This window comes from Streptomyces sp. NPDC005004 (assembly GCF_053600675.1).
On sequence record NZ_JBSGAH010000002.1, the window covers coordinates 409344 to 429576 of the forward strand.

The window sequence follows — 20233 nt, forward strand, 5'->3', positions numbered from 1 at the left end:
GGGCAGGGGCGGGTCCCGGAGACCGGAAGTGTCAGGGACATGCTTTGTGAAGTGGGTGGCGCGAGGGGAACCGTAGGGTTACCGAGGGGTAGGTGACCAGAGGCGCGGGTCACATTGAAGGCTTTGGTGAATACCGCCGCCGGTGACATGGGGCACAGGCGAAATGTCCGTTACTACACCGGATAGTGGGAAAGTTAATCCCACCAAAATGGGACATTCGACTCGGAACTCAGGGTGATATGCCGACGTCGGCGCAGTCGGCGTCCGTGGTGGAGGGTTCTGTCAAGAGATGGGTGTTTTTGGAAGGTTCTACTAACCCCTGCCGTAGTGAGGGGGGTTTGAGTGTGAATGGAATGCCGGGTTACCAATGTGGAGTCCCGCCCGGCGAATCGGTGAAACATCCGTGTGCCGGGTGGCTCTCTGTCCCCCGAGTTCACGAGGTATAGATGTTCAAGCGTTCCATGTCTCGTTCCGCCCGTACGTCCCTCCGCAGCCGCGTGGCCGTCATGGCCGCCGGAGTCGGCGCCGCGGCCGTGCTGGGCGGCGGGGTCGCGAGCGCCGCGACCGCCCCCGCGACCTCCTGGGTCGACCCGGTGCAGCACTACAAGCTCTCGGCCGGGTTCGCCCAGGCCGGCAGCCACTGGGCCCACAAGCACAGCGGTCAGGACTTCGCGGTGCCCACCGGCACCAACGTCCTCGCGGCGCACGGCGGCACGGTCGTCAAGGCCGGCCCGAACGGTGCCGGTGACGGTCCCGCCTACGGCAACGCCGTCGTCATCAAGCACGGCAACGGTCTGTACTCGCAGTACGCCCACCTGTCCCGGATCGACGTGCGCGTCGGCCAGGTCGTCAAGACCGGCCAGCACATAGCCCTCTCGGGCAGCACCGGCAACTCCACCGGCCCGCACCTGCACTTCGAGATCCGTACGACGCCGAACTACGGCTCCGCCGTCAACCCGGTCGTCTTCCTGCGCGCTCACGGCGTCCACGTCTGAGCCGCCCGCGTCCCGGACCGGGACGTGCCGGTGACGGCGCCCTGACGTCGGGGCGCCGGAATCACTTCCCGTCGCGGGCGCTCTCGTGCGCCTGCGTCACCATGTCGATGGCGACCTCGAGAACGGCCTGGCGCTTCTTCTCGGCGTCGCCCTCCAGGTCCTGCATCACGAACATCCCCGCGTGCAGCGTGAACAGTGCGCTGATGCAGCGGACCTGGTCGGTGAGCTGGGCCTCGGGGTCGATGATGATGTCCCTGAGGCCGCGCATCCGGTCCTTGAAGGTCTCGCCGATGCGCAGCTCCCGTACCGTCGCCTGGTTCTCCTGCATGAACCGGAAGAGCGGCTCCGCTCCGGCCAGCGCCTCGCTGTAGCGCCGGACGATCTCCTGCTTGGTCTCCAGGGTGTGCGGCTGCCCCTGTCCCCACTCGATCAGGTCCTCGATCGGTTGCGTCAGATCCCGGAAGAGGCTGACGATGATCTCTTCCTTGGTCTTGAAGTGGTAGTACAGGGCCGCTTTGGTCACGTCGAGGCGTTCCGCGATCTCGCGCAGAGACGTCTTCTCGTAGCCCTGCTCCGCGAAGAGCTCGAGCGCCACGTCCTGGATGCGCTGGCGGGTGTTGCCGCGGCGCTGCTGCTTGGTGCCGTCCATCGTGCCACCCATCCTCGTACTCCTCGCGCTCCCGGGAAACTTACTTGACGCCCGGCTAGTAAACTGGCTACCTTCAGTGTAGTGAACTAGCCGGGCGGCAAGTAAGTACCTGTCGCAAGGGAGTGGGAGAGATGGCGGACACACAGACGGTCCCCGCGGACCAGGGGAAACCCGCGGAACCCGAGAAGCAGCCGAAGAGCGTACGCGTCGTTCTGATGGCGCTCATGATCGCGATGATGCTCGCGATGCTGGACAACATGATCGTGGGCACCGCGATGCCGACCATCGTCGGCGACCTCGGCGGCCTGGAACACCTGTCCTGGGTGGTCACGGGCTACACGCTCGCGACCGCGGCCTCCACCCCCGTCTGGGGCAAGGTCGGCGACATGTTCGGGCGCAAGGGCGCCTTCCTCAGCTCGATCGTGATCTTCCTGATCGGTTCGGCGCTGAGCGGCATGGCCCAGGACATGGGCCAGCTCATCGGTTTCCGCGCCATCCAGGGTCTCGGCGCCGGCGGTCTGATGGTCGGCGTCATGGCGATCATCGGCGACCTGATTCCGCCGCGTGAGCGCGGCAAGTACCAGGGCATGATGGCCGGTGTCATGGCGCTCGCCATGATCGGCGGTCCGCTGGTCGGCGGCACCATCACCGACAACTGGGGATGGCGCTGGACCTTCTACATCAACCTGCCGCTCGGCGCCGTCGCGCTCGCGCTGGTCACCGCCGTGCTGCACCTGCCGAAGAAGCGGGCCAAGGCCGGCATCGACTACCTCGGTGTCGTGCTCCTGACCGTCGGCATCACCTCCATCGTGCTCGTCACCACCTGGGGCGGCACGCAGTACGCGTGGACCTCGGCGCGCATCATGGAGCTGATCGCGCTCGGCGTGGTCTCGCTGGTCGGGTTCGTGTTCTGGCAGACCAAGGCCGCCGAGCCGGTGCTGCCGCTGCACATCTTCAAGAGCCGCAACTTCACCCTGATGGCCCTCATCGGCTTCATCACCGGCTTCGTGATGTTCGGCGCCACGCTCTTCCTGCCGCTGTACCAGCAGTCCGTGCAGGGCGCGTCCGCCACCAACTCCGGCCTGCTGCTCCTGCCGATGCTGGGCGCGATGCTCGTGACCTCCATGGTCGCGGGCCGGGTCACCACGGGCAGCGGCCGCTACAAGGCGTTCCCGATCGTGGGCGGCGCGCTGATGATCGTCGGCCTCTACCTGATGTCGACCATGGGCGTCGACACCACCCGCGTGACCTCCGGCATCTACATGGCCGTGGTCGGCGCCGGCATGGGCTGCCTGATGCAGATCACCATGCTGGTCGCGCAGAACAGCGTGGAGATGAAGGACATGGGCGTCGCCTCGTCCTCCGCCACCCTGTTCCGCACCCTCGGCTCCTCGTTCGGCGTGGCGGTCATGGGCGCGCTGTTCAACAACCGGGTGAACGACACCATGGCCGAGCGCGGCGGCGCGATGGCCCGCAAGGTCACCGAGAAGTCCGCGCAGCTCGACGCGGCGCACCTGCGCCTGCTTCCGGTCCCGCTGCAGGACGCGTACAAGCACGCGGTCTCCGCCGGAATCCACTCCGCCTTCCTGCTCGGCGCGGTGGTCGCGGTCGTGGTCCTGGTCGCGTCCCTGTTCGTCAAGGAGGTCCCGCTGCGCGGCGGCCCCCAGAAGACCGACGCGGACGGCGCCGACGCCGCCCCGCTCCCGGTCGTCGAAGCGGTCTGACCCCCGCACTCCAGACCGAAGGCCCCCGGCGCGTGTCCGCCCCGGGGGCCTTCGTCGTGCCCGGGCACTGTCAGTGCCCCGTGTCACCATCGGCCGCATGGACAAAGTGCGCCGTATGCGCCTGGCCAAGGACGCCATGGACCGGGGCTGGGCCGACCCCGGCCTCGACCTGAGCGCGGTCGCGGCGCACGCCGGGTACTCGCGGTTCCACTTCCTGCGCGCCTTCAAGGACGTCTACGGCGAGACGCCCGGACAGTACCTGACCCACCGGCGGATCGAACGGGCGCAGGACCTGCTGCGCACCGCCGGCCCGTCGGTGACCGAGATCTGCCATCTCGTCGGATTCAGCAGCCTGGGCACCTTCTCCACCCGGTTCAAGGCGCGGACCGGGCTGACCCCCAGCGAGTACCGGGCCCGGCACGTGGGGCGCGGAGCCGCCCTCATACCCGGGTGCTACGCCATGCTCTGGGCGGGCGGGTTCGGAAACGGCCCCGGTGCGGACCGGGCGGAGAGCGCAATTCCGGAGAAGCACGGCGACGACTCCACTCCTTACGGTGACTGAGCAGGAGCCGATCACCACGAACAGCAGGAGCACGTCATGATCAAGGGACTCAAGATCGCGACCGTCTGGGTACTCGACCAGGAACGGGCGAAGGAGTTCTACACCGAGAAGCTCGGCCTGGAGGTCCGTACGGACCTGACGATGGGCGAGGGCGGGATGCGCTGGCTCACCGTCGGCTCCCCGGAGCAGCCCGACGTCGAACTGACGCTGATGGTGCCGCAGCCGCCGGCGATGGACCCCGAGTCCGCCGAGATGGTGAAGAAGCTCGTGGCCAAGGGGGTGCTCGGAGCCGGTGTGCTGACCACCGACGACATCCACGGCGACTACAAGAGGCTCAAGGACCGCGGCGTGGAGTTCCTCCAGGAGCCGCAGGAGCGCCCGTACGGCACGGAGGCGCTGCTGCGCGACGACTCCGGGAACTGGTTCTCGTTCACGCAGCCCCGCGCGGACGGCCTGGACCCGGACCAGGACTGGGCCTGCTGACCGGCGACCGGAGCGGCTGAGCACGTGCCCACCGGCGCGCGACCGTCGCGCGCCGGGCCCGTGAACTCATCCCGCGCCCCCGGACGGCGGCAGCACCGGATAGCTCCCCGTGTTCGTCGGCGCGTGCTCCGGAAGCCACAGCACCGCGACCGCGCCCTCGGCCGGGATGCCCGGCGGCGCGCCCGGGGGACGTACGTTGCGGAAGGTGAGCCGGGCGCCCAGCACCCGCGCCTGTCCCGCCGCGATGGTCAGACCCAGCCCGTGCCCCTGCCCGGAGCGGTCCGCGCTGCCGGTGCGGAAACGGCGCGGGCCCTCGGCGAGCAGCTCTTCGGGGAACCCGGGGCCGTGGTCGCGGATGCGGATCACCCGGCCCTCGACGGTCACCTCGATGGGCGGCCTGCCGTGCCGGGCGGCGTTGGCGAGCAGGTTGAACAGCACCCGCTCAAGGCGCCGGGGGTCGGTGGTGACCTCCGACTCGTGCACCACCCGTACGACGATGTCGGGGTCCTTGGCGGTCGCCCGCCGCGCGACGAACTCGCCCAGCATGAGGTCCTGGAGCTCGGCCCGCTCGGAGGCGCCGTCGAGCCGGGCCACCTCCAGCACGTCCTCCACCAGGGTGCGCATGGCCTTGGCACGGTCCAGGACCAGCTCCGTGGGGCGCCCGGGCGGCAGCAGCTCGGCGGCCGTCAGCAGACCCGTCACCGGGGTGCGCAGCTCGTGCGCGATGTCGGCGGTGACCCGGCGTTCGGCCTCCAGGCGCTGCTTGAGCGCGTCCGCCATGGCGTCGACCGCGCGCGCCAGGTCGTCGGTCTCGTCCCGGACGACCCCGCCGATGGCCTCGCGCACGCGGACGTCGGTCTCGCCCTTGGCGACCTGGTTGGCGGCGGCCGCCGCCTTGCGCAGCCGCCGGGAGAGCTGCCCGCCGATCAGCACGCCGAGCGCGCTGCCGCCGAGCACCACCGCGATGGAGCCGATGACCAGCGCCTGGTCGAGGTCGGTGAGGATGTCGGTCGAGCGGTCCGGGAAGGAGCTGTGCAGGGACAGCACATGCCCGCCCTTGACCGGCACCGCCGCCCAGATGTCGGGCTCCCCGCTGCCCTGGTCGCTGACGTAACTGACCCGGCGCCCCTCCTCCACCTTGTCCCGCAGCGGATCCGGCAGCAGCGGGTCGTCGATCTTGATGTTGGGGAAGTTGGGCCGCCCGGACAGCTCGTAGTTGCGTTGGGCGATCTGCACCCGCTGGTTGGCGAGGTCGCGGGCGTTGTCGAGCATGGAGACCCGGGCCGCGTTGTGCACGACCAGGCTCAGTCCGATCGCCACCAGACCCGCGACCAGCGCGATCGCCGCGCTCAGCTTCCATCGCAGCCCCGTTCTGAGGCCCACTCCCGCCACGCGCCGCACCGGGCGCCGCACGAATCCCGGCATGTCGGCTCCGCTCAGGCCCGCAGCTTGTAGCCGAAGCCGCGGACCGTCTCGATCCGGTCCTGCCCGATCTTCTGCCGCAGCCGCTGCACATGCACGTCCACGACCCGGGTGTCCCCGCCCCAGCCGTACTCCCAGACCCGCTCCAGGAGCTTGTCGCGGGAGAGCACGGTGCCCGGCGCGCCGGAGAACTCCAGCAGCAGCCGCATCTCGGTCGGGGTGAGCGCCACCGGGTGCCCGGCCCGGCGCACCTCCATGCCCTCGGTGTCGATCTCCAGGTCCCCGAAGGCGAGCATCCCGTCGGAATCCGCCTCTGACCCCGGACCGTCCGCCGTGTGCCCGGCGTGCCCGAAGCGGCGCAGCACCGCCCGGATGCGGGCCACCAGCACCGCCCCGTCGAACGGCTTGGTCACGTAGTCGTCCGCGCCCGCCTCCAGGCCGAGCACCACGTCGATGGAGTCGGCCCGCGCCGACAGCATGATCACCGGCACCGTCGACTCGTCCCGGATACGGCGGCACAGGCTCACCCCGTCCAGGCCCGGCACCATGACGTCGAGGAGCGCGATGTCCGGCCGGTCGGACCGGAACGCCTCCAGGCCGGACAGCCCGTCCGGCATGGCGGTCACCGCGAAGCCGTCCCGCTCCAGGGCGAGCTGGGTGGCCTCACGGATGACGTCGTCGTCCTCGACGAACAGGACGTGGGTCTGCTCTGGCATCCGGATGCTCTCCGTCTCGTGGTCGTCTCGGGCTCGTGGTCGGCTCGGTGGGGGCGTCAGCCGGCCGGGACGGGGCTGGGCTGCCCGCCGACGGCACCGCTGTAGTCGGTGTGGACCGGCTTGCCCTGCACGAACCGGCCGGTCTTCCACCGGTACGGGATCACGTCCTCCCCGGACGGGCTGGAGATGGGGTCGCCCTTGCGGTACACCTGCTTGGTCACGCTCAGCACGCCCTGGTCGATCTCCGCGTAGACCGGCGACTCCTCGGTCCGGAAGACGTTCTTGTAAGAGCCGCTGTCGTCCCGGTACACATACGACCCGATCCCGACCGCGTCCGTGCAGGTCAACACGTTGATCACGACATCGTCGCGGGCGCCGCCGGTCAGATCGCCATAGGAGACGTCCACCGGGTAGTCGTCCCCGCCGCACGGCTTCAGCTCTCTCTTCACCGCCGCGGAGACCCCCGGATCGGCCTTCAGCAGCCGCACCGCGTCCACCCGCTTGTACGTACCGGCCGGGCTCGGCGTCGGAGAGGCGGCCCCGGCCACCGCCGAGGCGTGCGCCGGACCCTCGTCCCGCGCGCCGGTGCCCCCCGTGCCGCACGCGGCGGCGAAAAGGGCGACGGCGGTGAGCGCGGCCGCAGCCGTGATCACCGCCTGTGAACTCCGCCGGGCCCCGCCGGACCCGCCGCCGCTCAGGCCGCGCAACGCTCCCGCTCCTCACGCTCCAGCGCGCGTGCGTCCAGGTCGCGGGCCTCCAGCTCCTCGCGGAGCCGGGCGAGCGCCCGGTGCAGCGTGCTCTTGACCGTGCCCGCCGACATGCCGAGGGCCGCGGCCGTCTCCTCCGTGGACATCTGCTCCCAGTGTCGCAGCACCACGACACTGCGCTGCTTGGGAGCCAGCACCTTCATGATGTCCATCAGCAGGGAGCGGTCCGCGTACTGCTCGGTGGCGTCCTCGACGCACGCGTCGGGGAGCTGCTCGGTGGGGATCTCCTCCAGCTTGCGCGCCCGCCACCACTCGGTCCGCGTGTTGATCATGACCCGGCGCAGATAGGCGTCCGCGAGCCGCTTGTCGGCGATGCCCTCCCAGCGGCCGTACGTCCGCACCAGCGCCGTCTGGAGCAGGTCCTGGGCGTCCACGGGGTCCGGCACCAGCCGGCGCGCACTGCGCAGCAGCGCGTCCTGCCGGGTACGCACGTACTCCTCGAACTCGAGCACCTCACCCTGCGCCATGATCGACCGCCTCCGTCTCCCCGTTGTCCCGCCCAGGCTCCCGCCTGACATTTGCGGCCCGGTGGTCCGCCGGGCACGGGAGAAACCTACGGAGCCGTTGTCACGGGGCTGTGCGGAGCAGCCTGCGACCGGCACTCGGCTGTACGTCGGTTGTGTAACGGAAGTAGGCCCGGGGTAAGGAGGACGGTCACCTTGCCCCGTTTCACGGTGTTCTGTCGGTCCGGCCCTTCCGTCACACGGACCCGCGGCCTGTGACGTACCGGTGTGTCAGCTCAGCGGCAGCCGGTAGAGACCGCCCGCGAGCGGCTCCACGAGCCCGTCCGCCACGAGCCCGTCCAGCGCGCGGGCCCGCTGCACCGGCTCGTGCCACACCCGGTCCAGCGCCGCCTGCGGCACCGGCACGTGCGCCTCCCGCAGCACCGCGAGGAGCTTCCCGCGCACCTGCCGGTCCGTGCCCGCGTACGTCTGCCCGCGCCGCGGCGGCCCGTCGTGCTCCGGCTTGCCCGCGAGCCGCCAGGCGCACTGGTCCGAGATCGGACAGCTTCCGCAGCCCTCGTTCTTCGCCGTGCACACCAGCGCGCCCAGCTCCATGGAGGCGGCGGCCCAGCGCGCCGCCGTCTTCTCGTCCTCGGGCAGCAGCTCGCGCGCCAGGCGCCGCTCGGCGGCCGTGGTCGCGTTCGGCGGGTACCGCACCCCCGTCACCGCGCGCGCGAAGACCCGGCGCACATTGGTGTCGAGGACGGCGTGCCGCTGGCCGTAGGCGAAGGAGGCCACGGCGGCGGCCGTGTACTCGCCGATGCCGGGCAGTGCGAGGAGCTGGGCGTGGTCGGTGGGCACGTCACCGCCGTGCCGCTCCGTTATGGCGACGGCCGCGCCGTGCAGCCTGAGCGCCCTGCGCGGATAGCCGAGCCGGCCCCAGGCGCGCACCGCCTCGCCGGGCGCCTCCTTGGCGAGGTCGGCCGGGCGCGGCCAGCGGGCCAGCCACTGCTCGTAGACGGGCAGCACCCGGTTCACCGGGGTCTGCTGCAGCATGAACTCGCTGACCATCACGCCCCACGGCCCCGCCTCCGGGCGGCGCCAGGGGAGGTCGCGGGCGTGGAGGTCGAACCACTCGATCACGGGGGCGTGCAGCTTCTCAGTCATGACCCTCCGATCCTGCCACGGCCGACGCGGTCATCGTCGGTGACCGTCCGCGCACGGAGCGTCGGACCTTGTGCAAGAGGCCGACGCCGGGCGGCAGTTACCGGGATGATGATCCGGAAAAGTTGGCGTCGGGGCGGCGGGGGACGCCGCCCGGCGGGGTGATCTCTCGTAGAGTTCGCTCGTGGGATCTCTGCGCAATCCGATCGGGCCGCTTCCCTCGTCCATCTACTGGCGACGGAGGGTCGTACTGGTGTCCGTGGTCGCCGTGTTGGCGCTCCTGGTCACCTGGATCGTCACGTCGGGCGGCGGTGGCGGCAAGAAGGACGCCGACGGCTCGAACGGCAAGAATCCCGCGCACACCATCACCCCCGGACCCTCCTCCTCCGGCCCCGCGATCAGCCAACACCCCGGCGGCCGCGACGAGTCGAGCGGCGGTGACGGCTCCGGCGGCGACGAGGGCTCCGGCTCGGGTTCCGGCGGCTCCGGCGCGGACGGCGGTGACGGCTCCGGCGGTTCCGGCGGCTCGGGCACCGGCGGCTCGGGTTCCGGCTCGGGCTCGGTCGGTACGGGCTCCGGCTCCGGCGGCGGTGCCGGTACGGCCGAGACGATCCCCGCGTCCTCCTCGCTGCCCGACTGCGCCCCCGGCGCGGTCACCCTGAGCCTGCGCAGCGTCCACAACTCGTACTCGCCCGACCAGACCCCGACCTTCGAACTGGTCGTCAAGAACACCGGTTCCGCCGCCTGCAAGACCGACCTCGGTCCCAAGCACACGATCTTGACGATCACCCCGGCCGACGGCGACGACCCCTTCTGGTCCTCGGACGACTGCCCGGAGAACGCGGCCGCCCGCTTCTACAAGGTCCCGGCCGGCCAGAGCATCACCTACACCCTGAAGTGGGACCGAGCCCAGACGACCGACAAGTGCGAAACCCCCCGGCCCGACAAGGCCAAGCCGGGCACGTACCTTCTTGAAGCCCGGACCCCGGGCTTCAAGAAGACGCAGACGTCGTTCGTACTGTCGGCGGACTAGGGCCTGTCTGACGATTCTCGTCTGCCTCCGGGCGACGACGGGAATGGTCGGACAGGCCCCAGGACTTCCTGGCGGGCAACGGGCAACTGGCTGCGTTTGAGGGGCGCGGGGAACAGCGCGACAAGCCACAAAGAACCCGCACCCGAGAACCGACCGCGAGAAACCTAGACGTACCGCTCGAGAATCGAGGACTCGGCAAGCCGCGAGAGCCCCTCCCGCACACTGCGAGCCCGGGCCTCTCCCACCCCGTCCACGGCCTGAAGATCGTCCACGCTGGCCGCGAGCAGCTTCTGAAGCCCTCCGAAATGCTCGACCAGCCGGTCGATGATCGCGCCGGGCAGCCGGGGAACCTTCGCCAGCAACCGGAATCCCCGGGGCGAGACAGAGGAGTCCAGCGACTCGGGAGACGCGGTGTATCCCAACGCCCGCGCAACGGTCCCCAGTTCAAGCAGCTCGGCATGGGTGAGCGCGTCCAGCTCGGACAACGCCTCCTCCACCGTGCGCGACCGCTTGGCCGTCGGCTCGGGCACGTAGTCCCGTACGACCAGCTCGCGGTCCGGCTCGACCCCCGCGATCAACTCCTCCAGCTGGAGCGCGAGAAGACGTCCGTCCGTGCCCAACTCGACCACGTACTCGGCGATTTCCGTGGCGATGCGGCGGACCATCTCCAGGCGCTGCGCCACCGCCGAGACGTCCCGGACGGTGACCAGGTCCTCGATCTCCAGCGCGGACAGCGTGCCCGCGACCTCGTCCAGGCGGAGCTTGTACCGCTCCAGGGTGGCGAGCGCCTGGTTCGCGCGGGAGAGGATCGCGGCCGAGTCCTCCAGGACCCGGCGCTGACCGTCGACGTAGAGCGCGATCAGGCGCATCGACTGGGAGACGGAGACGACCGGGAAGCCGACCTGCTTGGAGACGCGGTCGGCGGTGCGGTGCCGGGTGCCGGTCTCCTCGGTGGGGATGGTGGGGTCCGGGACGAGCTGGACTCCGGCGCGCAGGATCTTGGAGAGGTCCGAGGAGAGCACGATGCCGCCGTCGAGCTTGCACAGCTCGCGCAGCCGGGTCGCGGTGAACTCCACGTCCAGCACGAAGCCGCCGGTGCACATCGCCTCGACCGTCTTGTCCCAGCCGAGCAGGATCAGACCGCCGGTGTTGCCGCGCAGGACCCGTTCCAGACCATCGCGCAGGGCCGTACCAGGTGCCACGGCGCTCAGTGAGGCGCGCATCAGGCCATCGGGACCGCCACTCCCACCGGACTTTCCGGGAGCTGCTGCCCGGTCGTTGGCTGCCACTGCACTCCTCCGGTCGCAGGTTCTGACGCGCTCCCGTCCGACGCGCGTTTCGTACGGACGGGCGAGACCTGCACAAAGTCTACCGGCGCTCCTCCGCCTCCCGAGGGGCCTCCCGGCGACGCGAGCGGGGCAGCACCCGCAGGGCGTCACCCATGTCCGCCACTTCGAGGACCTTCATCCCGGGCGGGATCTTGCCCGGATCGCCGGGGACCAGCGCATGAGTGAAGCCCAGCCGGTGCGCCTCCGCGAGCCTGCGCTGGACGCCCGTGACCCGTCTGACCTCACCGGCGAGGCCGACCTCGCCGATCGCCACGAGGTTCTTCGGCAGCGGGGTGTCACTGGCGGCCGAGGCCAGCGCGAGCGCGATCGCGAGGTCGGCGGCGGGCTCGGAGAGCTTCACCCCGCCCACGGTCGCGGAGTAGATGTCCCGCTTGCCGAGCGCGCTGATCCGGCCACGCTGCTCAAGGACCGCCAGCATCATCGACACCCGGGAGGTCTCAAGTCCCGAGGTGGTCCGGCGCGGGGAGGGGATCTGCGAGTCCACGGTCAGCGCCTGCACCTCGGCCACCAGCGGGCGGCGGCCTTCGAGGGTCACCGTGAGACAGGTGCCCGGCACCGGCTCGGCGCGCCGGGTCAGGAACAGGCCACTGGGGTCGGCGAGCCCGGTGATGCCCTCGTCGTGCAGCTCGAAGCAGCCGACCTCGTCCGTCGCGCCGTACCGGTTCTTGACGCCGCGGACCAGGCGCAGGCGCGCGTGCCGGTCGCCCTCGAAGTGCAGGACCACGTCCACCAGGTGCTCGAGCAGGCGCGGGCCCGCGATGGCGCCGTCCTTGGTGACATGGCCGACGAGCAGCGTGGACATGCCGCGTTCCTTGGAGGCGCGGATCAGGGCGCCGGCCACCTCGCGGACCTGGGCCATGCCGCCCGGGGCGCCGTCGATCTCCGGAGAGGCGACCGTCTGCACCGAGTCCAGGATCAGCAGCGAGGGCTTCACCGCGTCCAAGTGGCCGAGAACGGCGGCCAGATCGGTCTCGGCGGCGAGATAGAGGTGGTCGTCCAGGGCGTTGATGCGGTCCGCGCGCAGCCGGACCTGGCTGGCGGACTCCTCACCGGTGACGTAGAGGGTCTTGTGCTCCTCGCTCGCGGACTTGGCCGCCACGTCGAGGAGCAGGGTCGACTTGCCGACGCCGGGCTCCCCCGCGAGCAGCACGACCGCGCCGGGCACGAGTCCGCCGCCGAGCACCCGGTCCAGCTCGGGCACGCCGGTGGGGCGGGCGGTGGCCTGGCGGCCGTCGACCTGGCCGATGGGCAGCGCGGAGCTGGTGACCCGGCCGGGAGCCGTCGTCCGCACCGCGGGCGCGCCGTACTCCTCGACCGTCCCCCACGCCTGGCACTCGGGGCAGCGGCCGAGCCACTTGGCCGTCTGCCAACCGCACTCGGTGCAGCGGTAGGACGGACGGTCCTTGGTGGTCTTGGTACGGGCAGCCATGCGGACACCGTAGTCGGCCCCACTGACAACGGGCCCTGGCCCGCCTCCTCCGGAAGGCCGTCCCCGTCGCCCAGGGGCGCACGCGGGGCGTCCGGGTGCACGCGGGTGGTCCGGGGCAGGTCCGGATGCTCCGGTCGGGAGCCGCCGGGCGGAGCATCCGTGTCCCCTTATGAGGGATCGTTTCACCCGTACGGATTAAAAGTGCTCAAGGTGCAAGAAGGGGCACTCCGCGGGCGCCTACGGTCGCACAGGTGAGGAGCAGCAGTCCGGAGACCACGACCCGCACGACCGGCGCACACCGGGCGCACCGGGAGGCGCGTGACCGAGCCGCCGCGCGGAACATCGCCCGGCGCCCTTCGGCGTGCCACGAGCCGTATCTGGATGGTCTGTTCACCTACTGCCTCTCGGTGCTCTGCGACCATGACGCGGCCACCGCCGCCCTCGGGGAGGTCCTCGCCCTCGCCGAGCGGCGCGGCCCGCGCGTCCCGAGGACCACCGCCGACCGCAGGGCCTGGCTGTACGCGCTGGCCCGCTGGGCCTGTCTGCGCGGGCTCGCCGAGGCCCGCCGTACGCGCCAGGCCACCCACGCGGCCGGCCGCCCCGCCCACGGCGCCGAACCCGCCGGGTCCGCCGCGCCGCAGCCCTCCCCGGAGGTCCAGGAACGGCGCCGCCGCGAACTCGCCCTGCTCGCGTGGCCGGAGGCGGCCGGTACGACACCCGAGCAGCGCGAGGCCCTGGAGCTGGCCGTCCGGCACCGGCTCGCCGCCCCCGAGGTCGCCGCCGTGCTCGGCCTGGAGCCCGCCGCCGCCCGGGACCTGCTCTCCTCCGCCGCCTGCGAGGTCGAGCGCACCCGCGCCGCGCTCGCCGTCGTCGAGACCGGCGGCTGCCCGAGCGTGGCCCATCTGACCGGCGACAGCCGCCTCGTCCTCAGCGCGGCCCTGCGCCGCGAACTGGTCCGGCACGTGGACGACTGCCCGCGCTGCCGCCGCACCGCCGAGCGCGCGGTGCCCGGCCGCTGGCCCGGTGCCACGGTCACCCCCGCCGAGCTGCCCGTCCTCCAGGCCCCCCGCGCCGCCCTGCACGCGGCGCTCGCGAGCCATCCCCGCGCGCGGGGCGCCGCCCTGCCGCGCTTCGACCGGCGCGGTTTCCCCATGGACCCCAAGGACCGCGCGGCCCGCCGCGACCGGCTGCGCGCGCGGGCCGTCACCACGACGGTGGTCGCCACCGTCGTCGCCGCGCCCGTCCTCGCCCTGTGGGCCGCCTATCGCGGCGCCCCCACCGCCGACGACGGCCGCCCCTCCGCCGCACCCGGCGCGAGCGGCCCGGACACCCTCGACGGCGACCGCCCCGGGGCGTACGAGAACGCGGGCAACGCCAGCGTGAAGCCCGAGCCGGGCCCGGGCGGCGCCGCCGACCCGGACGTCTCGGTCGAGGTGGTCAGCGTCTCCGGCGCGGGCAAGAAGGGCGCCGGACAGCTCACCGTCGGCGCGGCCACCGAGGGCGACACCACGCTGATCACCCTGCGCGCCTCCGGCTCGGGGCCCGTCCACTGGTCCGCCGCCACCCGGCAGCCCTGGCTCTACCTCAGCCGCTCCTCGGGCACCCTCGCCCCCGGCGACACGCTCACGGTCCGGGTGTACGTGGACCACCTGCGCGAACCCGCCGGGCACTGGCGCGCCCGGGTCGCCGTCGCCCCGGCGGGCGCGGTCGTCACCATCACCGGGTACGGCAGGGCCCGTACGACCCCGCCCCCCACCTCGGCTCCGCCCAGCAGCACGCCCCCGGCCTCCCCGACCCCGCCGCCGACGGACCCGCCGAGCAGCACGCCCCCGACGAGCGACAGCCCGAGCCCGGACCCGTCGGACACGCCGACCTCGCCGCCGCCGACGCAGACACCGCCGCCGGACGACGAGGACCCGTCGATCCCGGCGGCCGACTGACCGGGCCGCCGATCGGCCGACCGTCCGGCCGGTTGATCAGACGTGCTGACCGGGAGCGCCCGGGGCCGGCGCCCTCAGCCCGACTCGCCCGGCCGCGCCGGGTCCGCCGGGTGCGGGGCCACCAGCGGCAGCCGCGAGGCCAGCCGCTGCTCGCACAGCTCGACCAGCCGCTCGTAGCCCGCCTTGCCCATCAGCTCGGTCAGCTCGGCCCGGTAGGAGACGTAGACCGGGTCGCCCGCGCCGTGCGCCGAGGTGGCCGACGTGCACCACCAGTGCAGGTCGTGACCGCCAGGACCCCAGCCCCGGCGGTCGTACTCCCCGATGGACACCTGGAGGACCCGGGTGTCGTCCGGGCGGTCGATCCACTCGTACGTCCGCCGGATCGGCAGCTGCCAGCACACGTCCGGCTTGGTCTCCAGCGGCTCGCGGCCCTCCTTCAGGGCCAGGATGTGCAGCGAGCAGCCCGCGCCGCCCTCGAAGCCGGGGCGGTTCTGGAAGATGCAGGAGCCCTGGAAGGGGCGGGTCTGCCGGGAGCCCTCGTCGTCCTCGGCGACCCAGCCGCCGCGCAGCCCCTCGTCGTGGTGCTGCCAGATGTCCGGGGTCAGCCGGGCCACGTGCTCCGCGACCCGCTTCTCGTCGTCCTCGTCGGAGAAGTGCGCGCCCAGCGAGCAGCAGCCGTCGGCCGCGCGGCCCGCCTGGATGCCCTGGCAGCCGCTGCCGAAGATGCAGTTCCAGCGCGAGGTCAGCCAGGTCAGATCGCAGCGGAAGACCTGCTCGTCGTCCGCCGGGTCGGGGAACTCCACCCACGCCCGCGCGAAGTCGAGCCCCTGCTCGTCGTCCACCGGTGCGGCGTTCTTGCGCGCCTTGGGCGCCTTGTCCGCCTTGTCGCGCTTGGTGGCCTTCTCGTCCTTCGCCTTCTTCGTCTTTGGCACAGGTCCAGGGTAAGTGGACGGAACCCCTGATCGGGGCCGTCCGCAGGCGTATTGGCAGTAGCGTTCCGTATATGAGACTCGGTGTCCTGGACGTGGGTTCGAACACGGTGCATCTGCTGGTCGTGGACGCGCATCCCGGTGCGCGCCCGCTGCCCGCGCATTCGCACAAGGCCGACCTCCGGCTGGCTCAGCTCCTCGACGGGGACGGGGCCATCGGGGCCGAGGGCGTCGAGCGGCTCGTGGCGGTCGTACGGGAGGCGCTGGAGGCCGCCGAGGACAAGGGCGTGGAGGACCTGCTGCCCTTCGCGACCTCCGCCGTGCGCGACGCCCGCAACGCCGACGACGTGCTCGCCCGGGTCGAGGACGAGACCGGCGTACGGCTCCAGGTGCTCAGCGGCGCCGAGGAGGCGCGGCTCACCTTCCTCGCGGTGCGCCGCTGGTTCGGCTGGTCCGCCGGAAAGCTGCTCGTCCTCGACATCGGCGGCGGCTCCCTGGAGGTCGCCTACGGCCTGGACGAGGAGCCGGACGCCGCCGTCTCCCTGCCGCTCGGTGCGGGCCGCCTCACCGCGGGCTGGCTGCCGGGCGACCCGCCCGACCCGGACGCCGTACGCGCCCTGCGCCGCCACGCCCGCACCGAGATCGCCCGCACCGTCGGGGAGTTCAGCCGCTTCGGCGCCCCCGACCACGTGGTCGCCACCTCGAAGACCTTCAAGCAGCTCGCCCGCCTCGCGGGCGCCGCACGCGACGCCGACGGGCTGTACGTGCAGCGGGAACTCAAGCGCGAGTCCCTGGAAGCCTGGGTGCCCCGCCTCGCCGCCATGTCCGCCGAACAGCGCGCCGAACTCCCCGGCGTCTCCGAGTCCCGCTCCGGCCAGCTCCTCGCCGGCGCCCTGGTCGCCGAGGGCGCGATGGACCTCTTCGGCGTGGAAAGCCTGGAGATCTGCCCCTGGGCCCTGCGCGAGGGCGTGATCCTGCGGCGGCTGGACCACATGGGCGTGGGGTGAGGTCGTCGGGTGGGCCCGCACCCGCCCGGTGAGGTCCCGCCGCCGTGTGCTGCCCCACACCCGCCCGGGGACACCCCGCACCCCCCTCACCCCACCCCGTAAGGTGTCCCCGTGGCTGAACCAAGGGACGTGAAGGTCGCCCTGTCGACGGCCTCCGTATACCCGGAGTCGACGGCGACGGCCTTCGAGATGGCCGGGCGCCTGGGGTACGACGGTGTCGAGGTCATGGTCTGGACCGATCCCGTCAGTCAGGACATCGAGGCCCTGCGCAGGCTCTCCGACCACCACGGTGTGCCGATCCTCGCCGTGCACGCGCCCTGTCTGCTGATCACCCAGCGGGTCTGGTCCACCGACCCGTGGACCAAGCTGCGCCGGGCGCAGTCGGCTGCCGAGAAGCTGGGTGCCTCCACCGTCGTCGTCCACCCGCCCTTCCGCTGGCAGCGGCAGTACGCCCGCGAGTTCGTCGAGGGCGTCTGGCGCATGGCCGACGAGACGGACGTACGGTTCGCCGTCGAGAACATGTACCCCTGGCGCTACCGCGACCGCGAGATGCTCGCCTACGCCCCCGAGTGGGACGTCACCAAGGACGACTACCGGCACTTCACGATCGACCTCAGCCACACCGCCACCGCCCGCACCAGCGCGCTCGACATGCTCGACCGCATGGGCGACCGGCTCGGCCACGTCCACCTCGCCGACGGGCGCGGCTCCGCCAAGGACGAGCACCTGGTCCCCGGCCGGGGCAACCAGCCCTGCGCCGAGGTCCTCGACCGGTTGACCCGCACCGGCTTCGACGGCCATGTCGTCCTGGAGGTCAACACCCGGCGCGCGATGTCCAGCGCCGAGCGCGAGGCGGACCTCGCCGAGGCACTGGAGTTCACCCGCCGCCACCTCGCGGCCGACGCCCGGGTGTCCCGGCCGTGAGCGACGGCACGGCGCGCCGCCGGGGCCGTCCCCCGCGTACCGAGTCCGGCGACACCCGCGACCGCATCCTCGCCGCCGCCCGCGAGGAGTTCTCCGAGCGCGGCTACGAGAAGACCTCCGTACGCGGCATCGCCAAGGCCGCGGGCGTCGACTCCGCCCTGGTCCACCACTACTTCGGTACCAAGGAGCAGGTCTTCGAAGCGGCCGTCACCGTCTCCTTCGCGCCCGCGCTCGCCGCCCCGGACGCCATCGCCGAGGGCCCGATGGACACGGTGGGGGAGCGGTTCACCCGCTTCGTCTTCGGCATCTGGGAGAACCCCGCGACCCGTGCCCCGCTGCTCGCCATCGTCCGCTCGGCGGTGAACAACGAGGTCGCCGCCGCCGTCTTCCGCCGGCTGGTCGCCGCGCAGCTCCTGCACCGCATCGCCGGGCGCCTGGGCGGTCCGGACGCCGAGCTGCGCGCCGAGCTGGCGGCCGCCCAACTGGTCGGCACGGCCATGCTGCGGTACGTGATCAAGGTGGAGCCGCTGGCCTCGGCGGACGTGGAGCGGATCGTGGAGCGCCTCGCGCCGGTGGTGCAGGGGCATCTCACGGGCACGTGAGCGGTGGCGTGGACGGCGTACGACTGAGCCCCGGCCCGCCCGGGATCGCCGTACGACGGAGCCCGCGGACCACCTCGGAGCGCCGTACGACACGGTGCGCCGCAAGACACCCGTCCCGCATTCCGGACACATCGTCCCGCCCGCTGGATGACCGGCGTACGCTCGGCAGCAGTCAGAAGCCTCTCTGACCGTCATTCTCCGAAGGAGCGAGCGACGATGCCCGAGCTGAGGTCCCGCACAGTCACCCACGGACGCAACATGGCGGGCGCCCGCGCCCTTATGCGCGCCTCGGGTGTACCCGGTGCGGACATCGGCCGGAAGCCGATCATCGCGGTGGCCAACTCCTTCACCGAGTTCGTCCCCGGCCACACCCACCTCCAGCCGGTCGGCCGCATCGTCAGCGAGGCGATCCGCGAGGCGGGCGGCATCCCGCGCGAGTTCAACACCATCGCGGTGGACGACGGCATCGCCATGGGCCACGGCGGAATGCTCTACTCCCTGCCCTCCCGCGACCTGATCGCGGACTCGGTGGAGTACATGGTCGAGGCCCACTGCGCCGACGCCCTGGTCTGCATCTCCAACTGCGACAAGATCACCCCGGGCATGTTGATGGCCGCCCTGCGCCTGAACATCCCGACGGTCTTCGTCTCCGGCGGCCCCATGGAGTCCGGCCGCGCCACCCTGGTCGACGGCACGGTCCGCACCCTCGACCTGGTCGACGCGATCTCCGACGCGGTCAACGACAAGATCTCCGACGAGGACATCCTCCGCATCGAGGAGAACGCCTGCCCGACCTGCGGCAGCTGTTCCGGCATGTTCACCGCCAACTCGATGAACTGCCTGACCGAGGCCATCGGTCTCTCCCTGCCGGGCAACGGCTCGGTCCTCGCCACGCACACCGCCCGCAAGGCGCTGTACGAGGACGCGGCCCGCACGGTCATGGACATCACCCGCCGCTACTACGAGCAGGACGACGAGACGGTCCTGCCCCGCTCCATCGCCTCCTTCCAGGCGTTCGAGAACGCGATGGCGCTGGACATCGCCATGGGTGGCTCCACCAACACGATCCTGCACCTGCTCGCCGCCGCCCAGGAAGCGGGCGTCCCCTTCGGCCTGGAGCAGATCGACGCCGTCTCCCGCCGCGTCCCGTGCCTGGCCAAGGTCGCGCCCAACGTCGCGAAGAACCGCACGTACTACATGGAGGACGTGCACCGCGCGGGCGGCATCCCCGCCCTCCTCGGCGAGCTGCACCGCGCCGGACTGCTCAACGAGGACGTGCACGCTGTGCACAGCCCGTCCCTCGCCGACTGGCTCAAGACCTGGGACGTGCGCGGCGGTTCGCCCTCCCCGGAGGCGGTCGAGCTGTGGCACGCCGCGCCCGGCTGCGTCCGCTCCGCCGAGGCGTTCTCCCAGTCCGAGCGCTGGGAGGCGCTGGACGACGACGCCGAGGGCGGCTGCATCCGCTCCGCCGAGCACGCCTACTCCAAGGACGGCGGCCTCGCGGTCCTCAAGGGCAACCTCGCCGTCGACGGCTGCGTGGTGAAGACCGCGGGCGTGGACGAGTCGGTGTGGACCTTCGAGGGCCCGGCCGTGGTCTGCGAGTCGCAGGAGGAGGCCGTCCGCCGCATCCTCACCCAGGAGGTCAAGGACGGCGACGTGGTCGTCATCCGCTACGAGGGCCCCAAGGGCGGTCCCGGTATGCAGGAGATGCTCTACCCGACCTCGTACCTCAAGGGCCGCGGCCTCGGGAAGACCTGCGCCCTGATCACCGACGGCCGCTTCTCCGGCGGCACCTCGGGTCTCTCCATCGGCCACGTCTCCCCGGAGGCCGCCTCCGGAGGGACCATCGCCCTGGTCCGCGACGGCGACCGCATCCGCATCGACATCCCCGGCCGCACCATCGAACTCCTCGTGGACGAGTCCGAACTCGCCCGCCGCGAGGCGGAACTGGGCGGCGTCTACGCCCCCGCCGACCGCGACCGCAAGGTCTCCGCCGCCCTGCGCGCCTACGCCGCGATGGCCACCAGCGCCGACCGCGGCGCCGTGCGCGACGTGACCCTGCTGGGCTGACCGGACGACAACGAGAGGGGGCCGG

Annotated in this window: 19 protein-coding genes; 10 read left to right on the forward strand and 9 right to left on the reverse strand. The window is 72.0% G+C overall.

Going from position 1 to position 20233, the window contains the following annotated elements; genetic code table 11:
• The first annotated feature begins 446 nt into the window (after window positions 1–446).
• Window positions 447–995, forward strand: a complete 549-nt coding sequence (locus tag ACWEEU_RS04275) for a M23 family metallopeptidase (protein WP_385747176.1) — start codon at window positions 447–449, stop codon at window positions 993–995.
• Between the two features lie 61 nt (window positions 996–1056).
• On the opposite strand, the gene ACWEEU_RS04280 is transcribed toward ACWEEU_RS04275, so the two are convergent.
• Entirely contained in the window at window positions 1057–1656 is a 600-nt protein-coding gene (locus tag ACWEEU_RS04280; protein WP_451728267.1) for a TetR/AcrR family transcriptional regulator, read from the reverse strand.
• Window positions 1657–1775: 119 nt separating this feature from the next.
• Between ACWEEU_RS04280 and ACWEEU_RS04285 the strand changes: the two genes are divergently transcribed.
• The 3 genes from ACWEEU_RS04285 to ACWEEU_RS04295 all read left to right on the forward strand — a co-directional run bounded on the left by ACWEEU_RS04285 (window position 1776) and on the right by ACWEEU_RS04295 (window position 4413).
• Window positions 1776–3368 (forward strand): MDR family MFS transporter, encoded by a 1593-nt coding sequence (locus ACWEEU_RS04285; RefSeq protein ID WP_451728270.1) that lies wholly within the window; start codon window positions 1776–1778, stop codon window positions 3366–3368.
• Between the two features lie 97 nt (window positions 3369–3465).
• Complete coding sequence (locus tag ACWEEU_RS04290; protein ID WP_385747170.1) at window positions 3466–3930, forward strand: helix-turn-helix transcriptional regulator; 465 nt, start codon at window positions 3466–3468, stop codon at window positions 3928–3930.
• Window positions 3931–3966: 36 nt separating this feature from the next.
• A complete protein-coding gene (locus ACWEEU_RS04295) occupies window positions 3967–4413 on the forward strand; it encodes a VOC family protein (RefSeq protein WP_385747168.1) in 447 nt (148 codons plus the stop codon).
• 66 nt (window positions 4414–4479) lie between these two features.
• Here ACWEEU_RS04295 and cseC read toward each other — a convergent pair whose 3' ends face one another.
• The 5 genes from cseC to ACWEEU_RS04320 form a co-directional block, all read right to left on the reverse strand.
• Entirely contained in the window at window positions 4480–5838 is a 1359-nt protein-coding gene (gene cseC, locus ACWEEU_RS04300; RefSeq protein ID WP_451728275.1) for a two-component system sensor histidine kinase CseC, read from the reverse strand.
• An 11-nt stretch (window positions 5839–5849) separates the two neighbouring features.
• Window positions 5850–6551, reverse strand: a complete 702-nt coding sequence (gene cseB / locus ACWEEU_RS04305; protein WP_385747164.1) for a two-component system response regulator CseB — start codon at window positions 6549–6551, stop codon at window positions 5850–5852.
• A gap of 56 nt (window positions 6552–6607) precedes the next feature.
• The gene (locus ACWEEU_RS04310) at window positions 6608–7204 is read right to left on the reverse strand and encodes a hypothetical protein (protein WP_385747162.1); all 597 of its coding nucleotides are present in this window, start codon (window positions 7202–7204) and stop codon (window positions 6608–6610) included.
• Window positions 7205–7245: 41 nt separating this feature from the next.
• Complete coding sequence (locus ACWEEU_RS04315) at window positions 7246–7785, reverse strand: SigE family RNA polymerase sigma factor (RefSeq protein ID WP_199587552.1); 540 nt, start codon at window positions 7783–7785, stop codon at window positions 7246–7248.
• A gap of 267 nt (window positions 7786–8052) precedes the next feature.
• Window positions 8053–8928, reverse strand: coding sequence for an HhH-GPD family protein (locus ACWEEU_RS04320; RefSeq protein WP_385747159.1), 876 nt, complete (start codon window positions 8926–8928; stop codon window positions 8053–8055).
• Between the two features lie 181 nt (window positions 8929–9109).
• Here ACWEEU_RS04320 and ACWEEU_RS04325 point away from each other — a divergent pair, with 181 nt between their 5' ends.
• Window positions 9110–9958: a hypothetical protein gene (locus ACWEEU_RS04325; protein ID WP_451728281.1), complete on the forward strand. Its 849-nt coding sequence runs from the start codon at window positions 9110–9112 to the stop codon at window positions 9956–9958.
• 164 nt (window positions 9959–10122) lie between these two features.
• Here the strand turns inward: ACWEEU_RS04325 and disA are convergent, their stop codons facing one another.
• Together disA and radA are read right to left on the reverse strand one after the other, a co-directional pair.
• The gene (disA, locus tag ACWEEU_RS04330) at window positions 10123–11247 is read right to left on the reverse strand and encodes a DNA integrity scanning diadenylate cyclase DisA (protein WP_385747155.1); all 1125 of its coding nucleotides are present in this window, start codon (window positions 11245–11247) and stop codon (window positions 10123–10125) included.
• A 79-nt stretch (window positions 11248–11326) separates the two neighbouring features.
• The gene (gene radA, locus ACWEEU_RS04335; RefSeq protein WP_385747153.1) at window positions 11327–12736 is read right to left on the reverse strand and encodes a DNA repair protein RadA; all 1410 of its coding nucleotides are present in this window, start codon (window positions 12734–12736) and stop codon (window positions 11327–11329) included.
• Between the two features lie 251 nt (window positions 12737–12987).
• Between radA and ACWEEU_RS04340 the strand changes: the two genes are divergently transcribed.
• On the forward strand, window positions 12988–14676 hold the full coding sequence (locus tag ACWEEU_RS04340; protein ID WP_451728285.1) for a BACON domain-containing protein: 1689 nt from the start codon (window positions 12988–12990) through the stop codon (window positions 14674–14676).
• 74 nt (window positions 14677–14750) lie between these two features.
• Here ACWEEU_RS04340 and ACWEEU_RS04345 read toward each other — a convergent pair whose 3' ends face one another.
• Window positions 14751–15608, reverse strand: coding sequence for a hypothetical protein (locus ACWEEU_RS04345; RefSeq protein ID WP_451728288.1), 858 nt, complete (start codon window positions 15606–15608; stop codon window positions 14751–14753).
• Window positions 15609–15679: 71 nt separating this feature from the next.
• Here ACWEEU_RS04345 and ACWEEU_RS04350 point away from each other — a divergent pair, with 71 nt between their 5' ends.
• The 4 genes from ACWEEU_RS04350 (at window position 15680) to ilvD (ending at window position 20208) form a co-directional block, all read left to right on the forward strand.
• Window positions 15680–16612 carry a Ppx/GppA phosphatase family protein gene (locus ACWEEU_RS04350; RefSeq protein ID WP_385744338.1) on the forward strand — a complete coding sequence of 311 codons (933 nt, stop codon included), beginning with the start codon at window positions 15680–15682 and terminating at the stop codon, window positions 16610–16612.
• Window positions 16613–16723: 111 nt separating this feature from the next.
• On the forward strand, window positions 16724–17536 hold the full coding sequence (locus ACWEEU_RS04355; RefSeq protein ID WP_385744340.1) for a sugar phosphate isomerase/epimerase family protein: 813 nt from the start codon (window positions 16724–16726) through the stop codon (window positions 17534–17536).
• Window positions 17533–18138 carry a TetR/AcrR family transcriptional regulator gene (locus ACWEEU_RS04360; protein WP_451728292.1) on the forward strand — a complete coding sequence of 202 codons (606 nt, stop codon included), beginning with the start codon at window positions 17533–17535 and terminating at the stop codon, window positions 18136–18138. The genes ACWEEU_RS04355 and ACWEEU_RS04360 overlap by 4 nt, the downstream gene beginning before the upstream one ends.
• Window positions 18139–18354: 216 nt before the next feature.
• Window positions 18355–20208, forward strand: a complete 1854-nt coding sequence (gene ilvD, locus ACWEEU_RS04365) for a dihydroxy-acid dehydratase (protein ID WP_385744344.1) — start codon at window positions 18355–18357, stop codon at window positions 20206–20208.
• Window positions 20209–20233 lie beyond the last annotated feature (25 nt).